Source organism: Micromonospora sp. LOL_015, from assembly GCF_048060275.1.
GTDB lineage: Bacteria > Actinomycetota > Actinomycetes > Mycobacteriales > Micromonosporaceae > Micromonospora_E.
The window spans coordinates 1-15,890 of sequence record NZ_JBHMIO010000021.1 but is presented as its reverse complement, the minus strand read 5'-3'; the positions used below and the strand labels follow the sequence as shown (position 1 = coordinate 15,890).

The 15,890-nt window shown below is 71.9% G+C and carries 18 protein-coding genes, 1 tRNA gene and 1 pseudogene; 11 read left to right on the top strand and 9 right to left on the bottom strand.

Annotation, left to right across the window (positions count from 1 at the left end; all coding sequences use genetic code 11):
- Positions 1–111 precede the first annotated feature (111 nt).
- From ACFHWU_RS17630 to ACFHWU_RS17615, 4 genes are all read left to right on the top strand, one after another.
- Positions 112–1,407 carry a hypothetical protein gene (locus ACFHWU_RS17630; protein WP_416591080.1) on the top strand — a complete coding sequence of 432 codons (1,296 nt, stop codon included), beginning with the start codon at positions 112–114 and terminating at the stop codon, positions 1,405–1,407.
- Complete coding sequence (locus ACFHWU_RS17625) at positions 1,404–2,261, top strand: PHP domain-containing protein (protein ID WP_416591079.1); 858 nt, start codon at positions 1,404–1,406, stop codon at positions 2,259–2,261. The genes ACFHWU_RS17630 and ACFHWU_RS17625 overlap by 4 nt, the downstream gene beginning before the upstream one ends.
- A gap of 70 nt (positions 2,262–2,331) precedes the next feature.
- Positions 2,332–2,946 carry a MarC family protein gene (locus tag ACFHWU_RS17620; RefSeq protein WP_416556211.1) on the top strand — a complete coding sequence of 205 codons (615 nt, stop codon included), beginning with the start codon at positions 2,332–2,334 and terminating at the stop codon, positions 2,944–2,946.
- A gap of 31 nt (positions 2,947–2,977) precedes the next feature.
- Complete coding sequence (locus ACFHWU_RS17615) at positions 2,978–3,934, top strand: PD-(D/E)XK nuclease family protein (protein ID WP_416591078.1); 957 nt, start codon at positions 2,978–2,980, stop codon at positions 3,932–3,934.
- Here ACFHWU_RS17615 and ACFHWU_RS17610 read toward each other — a convergent pair.
- The 3 genes from ACFHWU_RS17610 to ACFHWU_RS17600 form a co-directional block, all read right to left on the bottom strand.
- On the bottom strand, positions 3,897–4,787 hold the full coding sequence (locus ACFHWU_RS17610; protein WP_416556209.1) for an oxygenase MpaB family protein: 891 nt from the start codon (positions 4,785–4,787) through the stop codon (positions 3,897–3,899). The two genes, ACFHWU_RS17615 and ACFHWU_RS17610, sit on opposite strands and share 38 nt — an antisense overlap.
- Positions 4,784–5,203, bottom strand: a complete 420-nt coding sequence (locus ACFHWU_RS17605) for a Fur family transcriptional regulator (RefSeq protein WP_416556208.1) — start codon at positions 5,201–5,203, stop codon at positions 4,784–4,786. Before ACFHWU_RS17605 ends, ACFHWU_RS17610 begins: the two co-directional genes overlap by 4 nt.
- A 116-nt stretch (positions 5,204–5,319) precedes the next feature.
- Positions 5,320–5,748, bottom strand: a complete 429-nt coding sequence (locus ACFHWU_RS17600) for a translation initiation factor 2 (RefSeq protein WP_416591077.1) — start codon at positions 5,746–5,748, stop codon at positions 5,320–5,322.
- Positions 5,749–5,758: 10 nt separating this feature from the next.
- Between ACFHWU_RS17600 and ACFHWU_RS17595 the strand changes: the two genes are divergently transcribed.
- Positions 5,759–5,944: a hypothetical protein gene (locus ACFHWU_RS17595; RefSeq protein WP_416591076.1), complete on the top strand. Its 186-nt coding sequence runs from the start codon at positions 5,759–5,761 to the stop codon at positions 5,942–5,944.
- Between the two features lie 29 nt (positions 5,945–5,973).
- On the opposite strand, the gene ACFHWU_RS17590 is transcribed toward ACFHWU_RS17595, so the two are convergent.
- Positions 5,974–6,342: an FmdB family zinc ribbon protein gene (locus ACFHWU_RS17590; RefSeq protein WP_416556205.1), complete on the bottom strand. Its 369-nt coding sequence runs from the start codon at positions 6,340–6,342 to the stop codon at positions 5,974–5,976.
- A gap of 100 nt (positions 6,343–6,442) precedes the next feature.
- The gene (locus ACFHWU_RS17585) at positions 6,443–7,129 is read right to left on the bottom strand and encodes a 5-formyltetrahydrofolate cyclo-ligase (RefSeq protein WP_416591075.1); all 687 of its coding nucleotides are present in this window, start codon (positions 7,127–7,129) and stop codon (positions 6,443–6,445) included.
- 126 nt (positions 7,130–7,255) lie between these two features.
- On the opposite strand from ACFHWU_RS17585, the gene ACFHWU_RS17580 reads away from it, so the two are divergent.
- The 6 genes from ACFHWU_RS17580 (at position 7,256) to ACFHWU_RS17555 (ending at position 13,719) form a co-directional block, all read left to right on the top strand.
- Positions 7,256–9,601 carry a diguanylate cyclase gene (locus tag ACFHWU_RS17580; protein WP_416591096.1) on the top strand — a complete coding sequence of 782 codons (2,346 nt, stop codon included), beginning with the start codon at positions 7,256–7,258 and terminating at the stop codon, positions 9,599–9,601.
- A gap of 9 nt (positions 9,602–9,610) precedes the next feature.
- A complete protein-coding gene (locus tag ACFHWU_RS17575; RefSeq protein WP_416591074.1) occupies positions 9,611–10,570 on the top strand; it encodes a UTP--glucose-1-phosphate uridylyltransferase in 960 nt (319 codons plus the stop codon).
- The gene (glp, locus tag ACFHWU_RS17570; RefSeq protein WP_416591073.1) at positions 10,567–11,886 is read left to right on the top strand and encodes a gephyrin-like molybdotransferase Glp; all 1,320 of its coding nucleotides are present in this window, start codon (positions 10,567–10,569) and stop codon (positions 11,884–11,886) included. The genes ACFHWU_RS17575 and glp overlap by 4 nt, the downstream gene beginning before the upstream one ends.
- Positions 11,883–12,524, top strand: coding sequence for a GNAT family N-acetyltransferase (locus ACFHWU_RS17565; RefSeq protein WP_416591072.1), 642 nt, complete (start codon positions 11,883–11,885; stop codon positions 12,522–12,524). The genes glp and ACFHWU_RS17565 overlap by 4 nt, the downstream gene beginning before the upstream one ends.
- Positions 12,525–12,666: 142 nt before the next feature.
- Positions 12,667–13,500, top strand: a complete 834-nt coding sequence (locus tag ACFHWU_RS17560) for a hypothetical protein (RefSeq protein WP_416556200.1) — start codon at positions 12,667–12,669, stop codon at positions 13,498–13,500.
- A gap of 142 nt (positions 13,501–13,642) precedes the next feature.
- Positions 13,643–13,719, top strand: a tRNA-Ala gene (locus ACFHWU_RS17555).
- Positions 13,720–13,733: 14 nt separating this feature from the next.
- Here ACFHWU_RS17555 and ACFHWU_RS17550 read toward each other — a convergent pair.
- From ACFHWU_RS17550 to ACFHWU_RS17535, 4 genes and pseudogenes are all read right to left on the bottom strand, one after another.
- On the bottom strand, positions 13,734–14,573 hold the full coding sequence (locus ACFHWU_RS17550; RefSeq protein WP_282232316.1) for an MOSC domain-containing protein: 840 nt from the start codon (positions 14,571–14,573) through the stop codon (positions 13,734–13,736).
- A 77-nt stretch (positions 14,574–14,650) separates the two neighbouring features.
- Entirely contained in the window at positions 14,651–15,400 is a 750-nt protein-coding gene (locus ACFHWU_RS17545) for a thioesterase II family protein (protein WP_416557569.1), read from the bottom strand.
- Positions 15,397–15,561 (bottom strand): acyl carrier protein, encoded by a 165-nt coding sequence (locus ACFHWU_RS17540; RefSeq protein WP_416591095.1) that lies wholly within the window; start codon positions 15,559–15,561, stop codon positions 15,397–15,399. Before ACFHWU_RS17540 ends, ACFHWU_RS17545 begins: the two co-directional genes overlap by 4 nt.
- Before the next feature lie 17 nt (positions 15,562–15,578).
- A pseudogene (locus tag ACFHWU_RS17535) lies at positions 15,579–15,827 on the bottom strand (IS30 family transposase); the annotation flags it as partial.
- Positions 15,828–15,890 lie beyond the last annotated feature (63 nt).

Here is a 15,890-nt window from a genome sequence, read left to right as displayed (position 1 = left end):
GTGACTTCCTTTCCCAGGCCGCCCAGCGACGGTTGCTTCAGGCCGCGCAGCGACGGTTCCTCCGGGCCGCCAGGCGACAACCTTCCACCGACACGGCGGCGTCCATCTGTCGTGGCGACCGACGACCTTGAGCGAGCGCTGCGGCAGTCTCTGAGCGACCAGGCCGTCGACCCGCCTGCGGTCGCCGATCTCGCCGACCGTGCGATGCGCCGGGCCCGCCGGACTCGTCGGGCCCGCAACGGAGCTGCTGCGGCGTTCTGTCTCTGCCTGTTCGCCACTGCCGGCGTCGTCGGTGGCCACCTGCTGCTCGTTGACAGCTCGGAACCGCCGGCCCTTGCTGAACCGCTGATGGTGACCGGCGGGGACGTCACAGCGAGGACCCCGGCCGCTCCGGCTGCCCCGCTGCCGTTCAGCGAGGACCTGCGCAGTCAACCGCTGGCCGCCACCACCCAGGCACCCCCGGTCGACCTCGTGGTGGCCGGCGAACTGCGCACCGCCGACGGCCAACGGATGGACCTCGCTCAGGTCGGTGGCGTCGCCCAGGCCAGCCGGTTGACGGACGGTTGGCTCGTCGTTACCGAAACATCGGCCGACGGTGTGGCCGGAGTGTGGTTCGTGGCGCCCGACACCACCCCGCAAGTGATGCTGGCCGGTGTCGACGCGGTCGCGGTTGATCCGGTCGGGACCCGGATCGCCTGGCTGCACGGCGCCGAGCTGGCCGTGGCCTCGGTGGTGCACGGTGAGCTGGCCGGCACCAGACGCGGTCGAGCACCGAAGCAGAGCCGGCCGGTCGGCTTCGCCGGCGACGCCGTACTGCTGGAACGCGACGGCGACGGCGGCGGCGAGCGGCGCCGCGGCTACGGCGTCTGGCGGCCCGGCCAGGCTGAGTCTCGGACCAGCTGGAGCGAGGCCGCCAGCGTCGTGTACGGCGTGTTGCCGGACGGGCAGACCGTCGTCGCCCAGGTGCACGACGCGTCCGGCGGTCCCTGCCTGGCCCTGCTGGACGTCGAACAAGACCTCACTGCGGTGAAGACCGCCTGCACAGTGCCGTTGACCGGCGACGGCCGGGGAGCGGTCTCCGCGGACGGCAGGTGGCTGGTGGCCAACGGGGTCGCGGACGCGCGGGTGGCCAGCGAGCCCGAGCTGGCCCTGCTCGTAGACCTGAACCAGGTCTTCGACGACCAGATCGGCGCGGTGCGGGAAGCCGGGCAGCGGCTTGCCGGCAGCACCGTCTGGGCGGATCATGACAGCGTGGTGCACGCTGCCGGCGCCGACCAGCTGGTCCAGATCAACGTGGACCGGATCAGCGCCGGCCAGGGTGGTGCAGTGGAGCACATCGCCGTACCGACCCCGGCCGCCATCGACGCCGAACCGGTGCTGGTGGCCGGTGCCCCGGACCGCAGATGACCGTCGACAGCCGGATCGACCTGCACACCCACTCCACCGCCAGCGACGGCACGGTCGACCCGGCGGACCTGGTTCGGCAGGCCGCCGCCGCAGGTCTCGCGGTGCTGGCGCTCACCGACCACGACACCACCGCCGGCTGGGCACCGGCGGCCGCGGCCCGCCCGGCCGGGCTCACCCTGATCCGCGGCGCCGAGATCTCCTGCCGGTGGTACGGGACCGAGCCGTCCATCCCGCTGCACCTGCTCGGCTACCTGTTCGATCCGACCTACGGCCCGTTGACCGCCGAGCTGGACCGAGTCCGGGCAGCCCGGACGGTACGCGGCGAGCGCATCGTCGATCAGCTGCGCGCCGACGGCTTCGACATCAGCTGGGGCGCGGTGCTCGGCTACGCCGCTGGCGGCTCCGTCGGCCGGCCGCACATCGCCCAGGCCCTGATCCGGGCCGGCCTGGTCGCCGACACCGACGAGGCGTTCCGGCCCGAATGGCTCGGCCAGCGTTACCGGCTGCCCAAGGACGACCTCGACGTCTTCACCGCAGTCCGGCTGGTCAACGAGGCAGGCGGGGTCACGGTCTTCGCCCACCCGGCCGCGACCAAGCGAGGGCGGACCGTGCCGAACAGCATGATCGCCGACCTGGCTGCGGCCGGGCTGACCGGCCTGGAGGCCGACCACGCCGATCACCGGCCGGACCAGCGGGCACATGTACGCCGGCTCGCCGATGAGCTCGGGCTGGTCGCAACCGGTTCCTCCGACTACCACGGCAGCCACAAGACGGTCCGGCTGGGCGAGTACACCACCGCCCCGGCAGCGTACGAACGGCTGGTCGCGGCGGCACACGGCGTACCACCGATCTGATCTGACCCCGACCAGGACCCGGGTCCGGACCCGTCCGGACCGGCGATCCGTCGGTCACTAGGTTGACCTGGTGGACTTCAAGCTGTTCGGCGAGGTCTTCGTGACCCTGCTGGTGATCACCGATCCGCCCGGCATGGTGCCGATCTTCCTCGCACTCACCGGAGCGTTGCCGGTCCGGGAACGCCGTCGGGCCGCCTGGCAAGCGGTGGCGCTGGCCCTCGGCGTGATCGTGGTCTTCGCGGTCGCCGGGCAGACGCTGCTCGCCTACCTGCACATCGAGTTGCCGGCGCTGCAGGCCGCTGGCGGACTGTTGCTCATCCTGGTGGCGCTGGAACTGCTCACCGGCAAGGCCGACGACCCGGGCCAGCAGTCGACGTCCAACATCGCGTTGGTCCCGCTGGGCACCCCGCTGCTGGCTGGTCCGGGTGCGATCGTGGCGACCATGCTGTTCGTGCAGCGTGCCGAGACCGCCGCCGACCATCTGGCGATCGCGCTCGGCATCGTCGCGGTGATGGTGGTGGTCTGGCTGACGTTGCGGTTCTCCGGCGGCATCGTCAAGGTGCTCCGGCCGGGCGGCATCGAGGTGCTGACCCGGATCGCCGGCCTGCTGCTCGCCGCGATCGCCGTCCAGCTGATCGCCGACGCCGTCGCCGCCTTCGTCCGTTCCTATGTAGCCGCCGGCTGACCGTCGGCGGTCCCGTGGCAGGATCAGGGACGTGTCCCGACCTTCCTCCCCGTCGGGCCGGCGGCCCTCCGGCGCCGCCCGTCCGGCCACGGCTGCCCGTCCCGCCCAGGCCGAGCAGCTCGGTTTCGACGGTATGCCCGAGCGGCTCTTTGTCTGTACGCCGAGCAAGCTGGCCGCGTTCGCGGACTGTCCCCGTCGCTACCGCTACAGCTACGTCGACCGGCCGGCGCCGCCCAAAGGCCCGCCGTGGGCGCACAATTCACTCGGCGCCAGCGTGCACACCGCGCTGCGGGCCTGGTTCGCCCGCCCGGCGGAGCAGCGCCGTCCAGAGGCGGCGGCAGCCCTGCTCAAGGGCACCTGGGTGCGTGACGGGTACCGCGACGAGGAGCAGGAACGCGCCGCGTACCGGCAGGCCCTGCAGTGGCTGGAGGCGTACCTGGACCAGCTCGACCCGGCCGTCGAGCCGCTCGGTGTCGAACGGGTGGTGGCGGCTAAGACGTCGGTGCTGGCCTTCAACGGTCGGGCCGACCGAATCGACGCCCGGACCGGCCCGGACGGTCCGGAGGCGGTGATCGTCGACTACAAGACCGGACGGGCCGGGCTGACGTCCGACGACGCGCGTGGCTCGCAGGCGCTCGCGCTCTACGCGTACGCCGCGCAGCGGGTCTTCCGCCGGCCCTGCCGGCGGGTGGAGCTGCACCATCTGCCGACCGGTACGGTGAGCTCCTTCGAACACAGCAGCGAATCGCTGGACCGGCAGGTCACCCGGGCGGAGGCGACGGCCCGGGACATCACCGGTGCGGCGCGGGCCGTCGCCGACGGCGCAGACCCGGACGAGGCGTTTCCGGCGTCGCCGGGCACGCTCTGCGGCTGGTGCGACTACCGGCGGGTGTGCCCGGCCGGCGACGGCTACCCGGAGCAGCAGCAGTGGGCCGCCGTCGAGCGGCTGCTCACGGCGCCACCGCAGCCGCGTACGCCGCAGGAGTGACCGGGGCGGCGGCCCGTTCTGCCCGGCTGCGCGCGGCGGCGCGGATCGGTCCCTCCACCAGGTTGCGCGGCACCGCCCGCAACGCCAACCGCAGGCCCCGGGCGGCGACCGCCGCGCAGCGGTCGGTGGTCGGCAGGCCAAGGCCGCCGTACATGCGTCGGGCCCAGGCCGGCAGCAGACCGATCGCGGTGGCCGCCACACCCAGGTACGCCAGCCGGGGCGGGCCGAAACCCAACCCGAGCCGCCACGGCAGACTGAGCTGACCGGGTACCGGCGGGGCGGTGAGGAACAGCGCGGTGTCGGCCGCCTCGCGGGTCATCCGCAGGTCCGGTCGGACCGCTCGGTAGTACGCGTCGACATCGGCCGCGCTGCCGGGGACACTGTCCGGGTCGAGACCGACCAGTGCCGCGCTGCGCCGTTGCTCGGCGTAGTAGCGGTCCGCCTCGGCCGGGGTCAGCCGCAGGCCGGCGCGGGTGGCGGTGTTTAGGAACGACTCGACCTCGGCGACGTGTACCCAGCGCAGCAGGTCGGGCTCGTCGACACGGAACTCGGTGCCGGTGGACGGGTCGGTGGCCCGCAGGCGGGCGTGCAGCCGGCGGATCCGGGCGGCGGCGGCGTCCGCCTCGGCGGTGGTGCCCCAGACCGTGGTCGCAACATAGGTGGACGTGCGCATCAGCCGACCGAACGGGTCACTTCGGTAGCTCGAGTTCTGCGCCACTCCGGCGATCGCCCTCGGGTGCAGCGCCTGCAGGTACAGGCTGCGTAGCCCGGCGACGACGAGAATCGGCTCGTCGTGCACCCGCCAGGTGACCGATCCGGGACCGAACAGCCCGAGGTCGTCGTCGGCAGTCACCGGGCCGCCCTCGCCTGGCAGTCGGGACACAACCCCCAGAAGGTGACTTCCGCCTCGTCGATCACGAATCCGTGGTCGGCGGTCGGCTCCAGGCATGGCGCGGTGCCGAGCGCGCAGTCGACGTCGGCAACCACGCCGCACTCGCGGCAGACCACGTGATGGTGGTTGTCCCCAGTGCGTCGCTCGTAGCGGGCCGCGTCACCGGCCGGCTCGATCCGCCGGGCCAGACCGGCTTCGGCGAAGACGTTCAGCACGTCGTAGACCGCCTGGGTGGAGACCGAGTCGATGCGGCTGCGCACCTGGCGGGCGATTTCGTCCACGCCGAGATGCCCGCCTTGCGCGAGCACGTCGAGGACGGCGAGCCGCGGCCGGGTGACCCGCAGACCCCGGCTGCGCAACTCCTCCTCGGCCGGCATCTGTCCATCGAAACACGCAGGTGGGCGCGGTACAAGATAGAACCATGGGCATCGTGGCGGTGGCCACAGCGGGTTCGGGTGGTTGCCGCGCGGTGCGCCTGGGCCAGGTCCGCCGGTCAGAACACCAGCCGGGAGCAGAGCAGACAAGTCAGGATGATCATGACAGCGGCGGCGATCATGCCGACGCCGTAGGTGACCGTGCGGGCGTTGCGCTCCGCACCGTCGAGCGCGGCCAGGTCCTGCGGCGGCAGCGTGCCGGGCGGAGCCGGATTGACCACCACCGGCGGACGCCAGCCGGGCGGCGGCGGGCTGCCGACCGGTGGCCCGCTGTAGCCGACTGGCCCGGCACCGGCCGAGCTGCCCGGTCCACCGGCGGGGGCGTCCGGGTCCGGGCGCCGCCAGTACGCGTCGTCGCCCGCGCCGTCATCTGTGGTCACGGCAGACGACGCTATCAATTCACCGGCCCGCTCCGACGGCTCGGCCAGCGCGGTGCCGGGCTCCGACGGCTCACCGGCCGGGGCGGTAACCTGGTGGGGTGCGAACAACGGATGAGCGGTGACCGGCCTCACCGTGCCGGACGGCCGTCGTGACGACGATCGTCTCGTCGACCTGAGCGACGACGACGACGCGCCGCTGCTGCCCGAGCAGACCAGCGACGACACCGACCTGGGCTGGGGCGAGCGGACCACCAGCTCGGACGACGCCTGGTTGTTGGCCGAGCGTCCACCGCACTGGAGCTGACTAGTCGGTCTGCCCGCCGTCGGTCCGGGTCAGCTGTTCGTCGATCCCGCTGCGGCAGGTGCCTTGGTCGAGCCGCCGGACGTCGAGGTGCCGCCGGAACTGTTCGACGAGCTGCCACCGCTGTCGGTCTTGCCGCCGGTGGACGCCGCGGCGTCCTTCTTCTCCGCGGGCTTGTCCGACGACGGCGCCGAGGAACCGTTGGTCGAGTCGCCGCCCTGGCCGTTGCGCGAGTCGGTCCGGTAGAAGCCGGAGCCCTTGAAGACAATGCCCACCGAGTTGAACACCTTGCGAAGTCGCCCGGTGCACGACGGGCAGTCGCGCAGGGGCTCGTCGGTGAACGACTGCACCGCCTCGAGCTGGTGTCCGCACGCGGTGCAGGCGTACTGGTACGTAGGCACGGTCTCCTCCGACACTGGCTAGGCCATCTGGCACTCAACCCATTCGAGTGCCAATGATCCGCCATCGGACCCCACTACGTCCAGCGGGAAGCGGCAGAGCTCACCGTGCGGGAGTGAACCAGCGCACCTCCGACGGTGTGATCACCGCTGACACTGGTCGGTCGTGCGGCTCGGCCGGGACGTGCGGCAGCAGCTCGCCGTCGTGCAGCAGGGCGACCACCGGTACGCCACCGGGCACCCGGGCGAGCGCGCGGTCGTAGGAGCCGCCACCACGACCCAGCCGTACGCCGTGGTGGTCGACGGCGAGGGCCGGCACCACGACGAGCTCGACGTCGGCCACCGCCGCGCGGCCCAGCCGGGGACCGGCCGGTTGCCGCAGTCCAGCGGTGCCTTTCCGGTCGGAGGTTCCTGTCCGGCCGAACGCGCCGGTCTGGCCGGATGTGCCGGTCTGGCCCGACGTACCGGTCGGATTCGGCCCGTCGAACCGGGCCCAGTCGAGGTCCCGGTCGGGCAGCAGGACCGGCAGCAGCACCCGGTCCGGTCCGCCGACCGCCTCGGCGAGCAGGCCGGCGAGCCCCGGACCACCAGGTTCGCTGCCGATCGGCAGGTACCCGGCGACCTGCGCCGGCCTGACCAGATCGATCAGCTGACGTACGGTGGCCCTGACCCGGCTACCGGCCAGGGTGAGCTGGTCGGGCGTCAGCTTGCGCCGCTGGGCGAGAATGTCAGCACGGAGTCTGTCCTTGATCGATGAACAGGCGTTCGCTCCATCGGGAAAATCCGACACTCAACACTCCTGGTGGCAACCGCTGCGGAATATCTGGCTTGTGTCAGCATCGCACCATCAGGTGCAGAATCCTCTGGGGGAAGCGTGACCCTGCGCGGACGGTTGACCACCGCTTTCCTCACGGTCGTGCTCGGGCCGGTCCTGCTCGGGGCGTTCTTTGTCGGCGCTACCGTCGCGGCGGTCGGGCAGAGCCGTTCCACCGAACGCCTCGACCTGGCCACCGCCAGCGTCGGCACCTCGGTCAACGCGCTGTGCAGCCAGCTGGAGGCTGCCGCGGGCGCGGTGGCTCTGCTGCTGCCCGATCCGGCCCGACTGGCCGTTGCCGCCGACCAGGCGGTGGCCCGTGGCCTCGCCTCCGCAGTCCAGGTGATCGGCCCGGACGGTGCGTCGATCGTGGCCACCGCCGACCCGCCGTCGGCGCCCTGGGTCGACTGTGCGAGCGGGCAGGACGACAACGGTGGAAGTGGCAGCACCGGTAGTGGACAGTCGTGGCAGGCGCCATCGGCGGACACCGGCACCGGGTCGCCGGACGGTGCCGGGTCAGCGACGGTGCCCGCGCCGGACGGCACCGGTGGCAGCGGGGCGATGCCGACCCTCGCGGCCTTCGCCGAGGTCCGGGACGAGAACGGTGCCCTGGTCGGTCAGGTGTCAGCGGTCAAACTGCTGGACGCCGACCTCGTCGCCCGGCTCGCCGCGTCCACCGGCGTGGGCATCACCCTGCTCGCCGACACCGACCGGGCCACGGTGGTGCACAGCACCGAGCCGTCCCAGGTGCGGGGCAACGTGGTGGCCACCGCCGGCCGGCTCGCCGACGGCGGGACCAGCTGGACCGACGGCGGCCGGCAGGTGCGCCGGCTCGGCCCGGACGACGGCCAGCTGTTGCCGATGGTGCTGTCCACCCCCCGGGACCAGCTGTCCGGTCTGTACGCGGTGCTGGTGGCGACGGTCGTCCTGGCAGGACTGCTCGCGGTGGTCGCCGCCTGGTGGCTGGCCCGGTCCACCACGCAGCCACTGGCCGAGCTCGCCGACGCCGCGAGCCGAGTGGTCGACGGTGACCTGGCCGCCCGGGTTCCGGTACGCGGCTCGGACGAGGTGAGCGAGCTTGCCACCATCTTCAACCGGATGACCCGCGAGGCGCAGGCGTACGTGCAGGCCCTGACCGCGAGCCGGGACCAGCTGCGCGGCCAGCTGACGATTCTGGGCGACACCCTGTCGAGCACCCACGATCTGCAGCGCATCCTGCGGGTGATTCTGCAGACCGCGCTGGCCGCGACCGGGGCGCGGGACGGTGCTGTACTGGTGCTCGACCCGGCGGCCGGGGTGCTGGTCGGCCAGTCGTCCGACCGGACGACCCCGGCCGGCACCGACCCGGCCACCACGTCGTCGGGCACCGGCCCGGCGGTCGATCAGCCGGCGGGACCGGACCCGGCCGCCAGCCAGGCGGGGCCGGACGGGACGCTGCACGTGCCGCTCGGCAGTGGACTGCTCGGCACGGTGGCCGTCAGCGGTCAGCCGAAACGGGGACGGATCGAACGCGACGGTCCGGCCCTGTCGGCGTACGAGCCGGCCTGCCGGACCTATGTCGCGGTGCCCTTCTCGGTGCCGAACTGGACCGATGAGCTCGGCGTGGGGGTGCCCGGGGCGGGTGGGCAGCGTGCCCCCGGCCGGCATGGTCCGGGCGCGCCCGCCGCGTTCGGGGTGCTCGCCGTCTACGACCGGCTCGGCGGCGACGAGTTCGACGACGCCGATCTGATGACGCTGCGGACCTTCGCCGGGCATGCGGCGGTGGCGGTCAACAACGTACGGATGCACAAGGAGGCCGAGCGGCTGTCGGTGACTGACCCGCTGACCGGGCTGTGGAACTACCGGCACCTGCGGGAGTCGATCCACCGGGAGATCGAACGGGCCAACCGGTTCGGTCGGATGCTCGCCATACTCGTGCTCGACCTGGACCGGTTCAAGGACATCAACGACACCTACGGGCACGCGGCCGGGGACAGTGTCCTGGTCGAGTTCGCCCGCCGGATCCGCGCCGAGATCCGTGAGGTGGACCTGGCCTTCCGGCAGGGCGGCGAGGAGTTCGTGGTGCTGTTGCCGGAGACCGACGTCCGTGGCGCGGCCACCGTCGCGGAGCGACTCTGTGTCGCGATCCGCGACCGCCCGATCCAAGTCGAGCCGTACGCTGGGGCCGGCCGGCGGGCACACGCCACCGTGTCGGTAACGGTATCGATCGGCATTGCCGTCTACCCGGACCACGCCGGCGACGGCGAGGAGGTCCTCGACGCCGCCGACGACGCACTGTACGCCGCGAAAGCAGCTGGCCGGGACACTTTCCACGTCGCTGACCGGGCGCCGGCCCGGTCGACCCGGGTACCGGCGGGCGGCGGCGCGGCCACCCCGGAGGGCGGACCGTCGCGCGGTGGCGGCGCGTCTTTCGGGCCACAGCCGCCGCGACAGACCCGTGGCCGATAGTCTCGCGGCATGTCGGAGCATGCAGCCACCCCAGCAACGACCCTCACCGCCAACGCGGATCAGCGGGCGGTAAAGGCGGTCATCCCCGCCGCCGGGCTCGCCACCCGGTTCCTGCCGGCCACCAAGGCCGTGCCGAAGGAACTCCTCCCGCTGGTCGACCGGCCGGTCCTGCAGTACATCGTCGAGGAGGCCACCGCCGCCGGGATCAACGACGTACTTTTGATCACCGGCCGTGGCAAGACCTCCATGGTTGACCACTTCGACCGGCAGCCCTACCTGGAAGGCCGGCTCGCCGACAAGGGCGACCAGGAGCGGCTGGCCGCGATCCGGCGGCCGAGCGAGCTGGCCGAGATCTATACCTGTCGCCAGCACGAGCCGCTCGGACTGGGCCACGCGGTGGGCTGCGCGCAGAGCCACATCGGCAACGAACCGTTCGCGGTGCTGCTCGGCGACGAGTTCGTTGACGAGAACGACCCGCTGCTGCCGGCCATGATCGACCTGCAGGCCCGAGCCGGCGGGATCGTGCTGGCCTTCATGGAGGTGCCGCCGACCGAAACGAAGCGGTACGGCATCGCGTCGGTCGAACCGGCCGCCGAGTCGGTGCAGAACGGTGCCGACATCGTCCGGGTGACCGGGCTGGTGGAGAAGCCGCCGGCCGAGAACGCTCCGAGCAACCTCGCGGTGCTCGGCCGCTACGTGCTGCCACCGAGCATCTTCGAGGCGATCAAGCGGACCAAGCCGGGCAGCGGCGGCGAGATTCAGCTGACCGACGCGATGGCGATGCTGCTGGCCGAGGGGACACCGGTGCACGGCATCGTCTACCGGGGCACCCGCTACGACACCGGGGCGCCGCTGGGCTACCTGCAGGCCGTGGTGCAGATCGCCTGTCAGCGGGAAGGGCTTGGTGACGAGTTCCGGGCGTGGCTGAAGGAGTTCGTGGCCGACGCGCCAGGGGTACCCTCTACATGACCGCGACGGCCGGTGCCGAGGCGGCCTTCAACGAGCTGACGCCGCTCGCCGAATACCTGGGCAGTGTGCTGCGCAGGATTCGGCCGCTGCCGCCGCTCGACCTCGACCTGACCCAGGCGCACGGCAACCTCCTCGCTGAGGATGTCGTGGCGCCGCACGCCTTTCCCGCGTTCGACCAGGCCGTCATCGACGGCTACGCGGCACGCTGGGAGGACATCGCCTCGGCCGGCCGGGGGAGCAGGGTGATCCCGGCCAGCCGCCCGGCGACCCCGGGCGTACCCCGCTCGGTGCGCCTCAACGTGGTGGGCGACCTGGGCGCGGCGAGCTGGCGGCCGGTCCGGCTGACCCCGGGCACCTGCTTCTCGGTGGCGGCCGGGGCGCCGTTGCCGATCGCCGCCGACGTGGTGGTGCCGATCCACTGGACCGATCAGGGCATGGCCGCGGTGGAGATCTTCCAGGTGCCCCGGCGCGGGTCAGGGCTGCGGCGGGCCGGCGACGAACTGCCGGCCGGGGCGGTCCTGGCCCGCGCCGGCTCCTACGTGACGCCGGCGATGGTGGCGGTCTTCGCCGCCACCGGGATCGGGCACGTGGTGGTCCGGCCCAGCCCGCGGGTGGTGATCGTGGCGACCGGTGACGAGTTGGTCGACGTGGGCCGCAGCAGCCAGCCGGGGCAGGTGGTGGATGCCAACTCGCACGCGCTCACCGCAGCTGTCGCCGAGGTGGGCGCGCTGGCGTACCGGGTGGGTATCTGCGACGACGATCCGGAGGGGCTGCGGGGGCTGCTCGAGGATCAGGCGATGCGGGCCGATCTGATCATCACCACCGGCGGCACCGGCACCGGGCCCGGCGACATGGTCCGGCGGATCTTTAGCCGACGGGAAGGGGGCCGCGCGGGGCCGGTCACTTTCACCGAGGTCGCGCTCTATCCCGGAACAGCCCTCGGATTCGGTACGGTCGGAGCCGAGGAGGTGCCCGTGGTCTGCCTGCCCGGGGAGCCCGGCTCCACGCTGGTCGGGTTCGAGGTGCTGGCCCGGCCGGTGATCCAGTTGCTGGCCGGTGCCGAGCCGGTGTTCCGGCCGAGTGTGCGTGCCCATCTGCTGGAGACCGTGTCGTCGCCGGTCGGCCTGCGGGAGTTCCGTCCGGCCAACGTCGCGGAGCGGCGCGGCGGCGGCTACACCGTGCAGCCGCTGCCCGGCGGGCCGTTCACCCTGTCCGGGCTGGCCGAGGCGAACGGCCTGCTGGTGCTCGGTGAGCGGGTGACCACCGCCGCCGCCGGGTCTACCGTCGACGTGTTGCTGCTGGACCGGCAGCGGTGATCGGGGACGAGGCTCCGGGCTGGCCGGTGGTGCTCACCGACGGTCCGGTGCTGCTGCGCCCGTACCGTCGCAGTGACGCCGCCGAATGGTCGGCGGTCCGGCGGCGTAACCAGCCCTGGCTGGCCCCGTGGGAGCCGGCGCCGCCAGGCCCGTGGCACGAGCTGAACTCGCCGGACGCGTTCCGCTACCTCTACCGTGACCAGCGTCGACAGTCGCGACGCGGTGAGAGTATGCCGTTCGCGGTATGTCTGGTCGAGACGGGTGCCGAACGGCTGGTGGGCCACCTGAACATCGGCAACATCGTGCGCCGGGCGTTCTGCTCCGGCTACGCCGGCTACTGGGTGGACGTTTCGGTCGCCGGGCGGGGGGTGATCCCGACCGCGTTGGCCCTGGCAGTGGACCACGCCTTCGCCGCCGGCGGACTGCACCGCATCGAGGTCAACGTCCGACCGGAGAACACTCCGTCACGGCGTGTAGTCGAGAAGCTGGGTTTCCGTGAGGAGTCCTACCATCGTCGTTACATGCACATCGACGGTGCCTGGCGTGACCACATCGGATATGCCCTGACCAGCGAGGATGTGCTGGTCGAAGGGGGACTGCTGGCCCGCTGGCGACGGCTGCAGGCCAGCGCCCACTGAACACAACCGCCGGCCATGGTCGGCGCGGCGTACAAAATTCCTGGTCGGACGCCCGTAACCTCAAGTAACGAGAAGGTACGGCAACCTATCAAGCCTTCATGTCCGTGCATGGGTGGCGGGTTGCCTCGGGGTGACGGGAGGGGTGAGGGTGCCGACCTCGGTGCTCCTCGCCGTCCTCGCCGCCGCCGGGCTGCTCGCCCTCGCACCGGCGCTGGTCCGCCGGTACGACGCTACCGAGCGCCTGGTGGCGGAGCGGGCGCAGTCGACGGCGCGGGTGCTGCAACGCCGCCGCCGTCGTCGCACCGTGCCCGGGAAACGGCCGGTCAACCCGCCCCGCCGGCTCACCGTGCGCCGCGCTGCCGGTCCGGAAGGTGGTACGGCGCCCGACGCCGGGTCGTTCAACGATCCGTCCGCTCCGCTGCCGGCCGGCGGTCGGCCAGGCGCCGGTCGACGGGGTGGCCGGCTGCGGCTCGTCCCGACTGCCGGCGTCCGACCGCGCCGTGCCCCAGCCCGTCGGCACACCCCGGCAGTGGTTCGCCGCCGGCGGGTCTTCGCCGCCTTGCTGCTGCTCAACCTGGTCGAGCTGATCGGGGTGCTGGTGGTCGGCCCCGGCTTCTGGATCAGCTTCGCGGTCACTGCGGTGCTGCTCGCCGTGTACCTGGTGCATCTGCGCAACCGGGCGATCGCCGACCGCCGTCGCCGCCGGCACCGCGCCCGGGAAGCGGCCTGGCTGGCCGCCCGGCAGGCCGAGGTGCGCCGTGAGCAGGCCCGACGGGCCGCTGCCCGCCGGGAGCAGCAGCGCCGGCTCGCCGCCCAGCGGGAGGTGATGCGTCGCGCCGCGATGGGCCTGGACCGGCCGCGTGACCTGCCGGCGGCGGCCAGCGGTGGGGTCGGCGGGTCGGTCTCCTACCGCCGCACGGGCGGACTGCGGGGCCGTGCCTACGAGGCCGGCCGCAGCTACGACGGCCGGTCCTGACCGGCAGCGAGGCGTGGTGAGAGCCGGGTTGCGTGCCGGGTAGACCAGCGCGCCCGGGCGGGATCGATTCGCGCGTCGGGTGCCCGACCTGTTAGCCTTGTCGCCGGTCCACTGCTGGTCTGGCAGCGGATCACCCGATTCTGGGGCTGTGGCGCAGTCCGGTAGCGCACCTCGTTCGCATCGAGGGGGTCAGGGGTTCGAATCCCCTCAGCTCCACCACCGTACGTGTAAGGTCAGCAGAATTCGACCGGGTCGTCGGAGCGGATGACGCCGAACTCCAGCGGGCGCGCGTACACCCCGGCGCACGGCAGGGATCCGACGGCCTGCAGCCGGTTGTGCCGGCTCAGCACCTGCAGCAGCGCGATGTCCGGCTCGTCGTCACCGTGCCGCAGCGCCGGAACCACGCACCGCGGGGTCGGGATGACGACCTCCGCGACCACGTCGGGGCCGATCCGCAGCCGACGGCCCGGCCAGAGGTTCTCGACGAAGCCGGCGTTCGCGTCGGGCACCTCGACGACGATGTTGGGTCGGAAGCGCTGGCCGTGAACGGGCCGACCCGAGTGGGTCGCGAGGCCGGCCAGCGTCGCGGTCGTTATCAGGTGCAGGGGTGCGAAGTCGAAGAACGTGCCCGGTGGAGAGCCGGCAGCCAGACCAGAGCTGCCGGTCTCCGCGCGGCGCAGATCGTCCTCGGTGCGCACCTGGGTCGGGTCCATCCGCTCGATGCACGCGCCCGGTGCGGCCCGGTCGATCAGGCGCACATCCCGGCCCAGCAGCTTGGACAGCGCCGGATCGCGGTGGCCGGTCACCGTCGCGGTCTCGGTCGTACCGTCCGCCATGGTCAACCGGACCGCCGGGGCGCCGGTGGAGCCGGGGGGCGTCAGCGTGGACCGGACCGTCAGCATGTCCCGCCACAGGCGCGGGTTCTTCGCGCTGGCCACCTTGCCGGTGAGACAGTCGAGTACGGCGAAGGCCCGGTCGCCGGCGATGCCAGCCTCGTCCACGTACGCCTGGTCCAGATCCTCGCCCAGCATCGACTTGACCGGATAGCGCGACAGCTGCCGAACCCTGCCCACCTGACCATCGTGGCTCATGCCTGTGGAACCTAGCGGACCTGCTTCGGTGCTGGGTGGCCGTTCGCCCGGCCGCGCTCTCACCTCGCCTTTTCCAGGTGACGGGCCAAGACCCGCAGCAACTGTTCCTGCGCCGGCTCATCCCGCAGGTAGAAGTGTCCGCCGGGAAGGGTGTACAGGTCGAAGCCGCCGGTGGTGTACTGCTGCCAATCGGCCAGCAGGGCAGACGGGATGTAGTCGTCGGCGCCGCCGACCACCGTCATCGGGCACGGCAACGGCTCGCCCGGCACATACTCGTAACGCTCGAACATCTCCAGATCGGCGCGGTACGCGGGCAGCACCAGCCCGAGCAGCTCAGGTTCGGACCGGATAGCCGGGGGCAACCCACCGAACTGCTCGCTCAACGCGTCGATGAACTCCTCGTCCGGCAGCACGTGCAGTGGGGCACGTTGCAGGCCGTGGTGCGGCGGGGTGCACGCCGACAGCACCAGCCGGCGCGGGCCGGGAAGGCCACGGGCGCGCAGCTCCCGGGCGGTGTCGAACGCTACCAGCGCGCCGAGGCTGTGCCCGAAGAACACGAAGGGCTCAGTGAAGGTGAATTCGCTGACCAGCGCACTGACCAGGTCGGGCACGGCGGTGAAGAGCTTCTCGGTCAGCCGGGAACCGCGGCCGGGCAACTGGATGCCCAGAACCTCCGTGCTCGGCAACCGCTGTGCCCAGCGGATGTACTCGCCAGGCGATCCTCCGCTGTGTGGGAAGCAGTACAGGCGTGTCGGGGCATCCGGGCGTCGGGCCCGGAGCAACGCCCACGGTGATGTCGTGCCGGTCATCGAGAGCTCACCTCTCCGATCGCGCTCATCCGTTCCTCCACCAAATCTGCGATCCGGGCGGCGGTGGGGTTCGTCAGGACCTCCTTGGCGGAGAACTCCACGCCGAACGCCGTCCTGGTCCAGGCCGCCAGACGTGTCGCGATCAGGGAGTCTCCGCCCAGATGGCGGGATCAAGTGATCATGGCGACACTGCGTTCTTGACCAGATCGTTGAAAACTTCGATCGGCTTCAGCCAGTTCAACGTCTGACGCGGTCTGCCATTCAACTCTGCAGCGACCTTATCAAGATCCTCCTGGGTGTGCAAGGAAAGGTCCGTACCCTTCGGAAAATACTGCCGGAGCAGACCATTCGTGTTCTCGTTGCTCCCACGCTGCCACGGCGAATGCGGATCACAGAAATAAACCGGCATCCCCGTCCGAACCGTGAAATCGGGTCTTCGCATTTAGTCGGGGTGGTGTTGTGGTCCGGTTACCCAGAGTCGATTGCGGTT

Bases quoted from the DNA above. Each gene is read 5' to 3' on its own strand.
- ACFHWU_RS17625 (WP_416591079.1), top strand. From the start codon at position 1,404: ATGACCGTCGACAGCCGGATCGACCTGCACACCCACTCCACCGCCAGC.
- ACFHWU_RS17605 (WP_416556208.1), bottom strand. From the start codon at position 5,203: ATGCCGGCCGAGGAGGAGTTGCGCAGCCGGGGTCTGCGGGTCACCCGG.
- ACFHWU_RS17575 (WP_416591074.1), top strand. From the start codon at position 9,611: ATGTCGGAGCATGCAGCCACCCCAGCAACGACCCTCACCGCCAACGCG.
- glp (WP_416591073.1), top strand. From the start codon at position 10,567: ATGACCGCGACGGCCGGTGCCGAGGCGGCCTTCAACGAGCTGACGCCG.
- ACFHWU_RS17545 (WP_416557569.1), bottom strand. From the start codon at position 15,400: ATGACCGGCACGACATCACCGTGGGCGTTGCTCCGGGCCCGACGCCCG.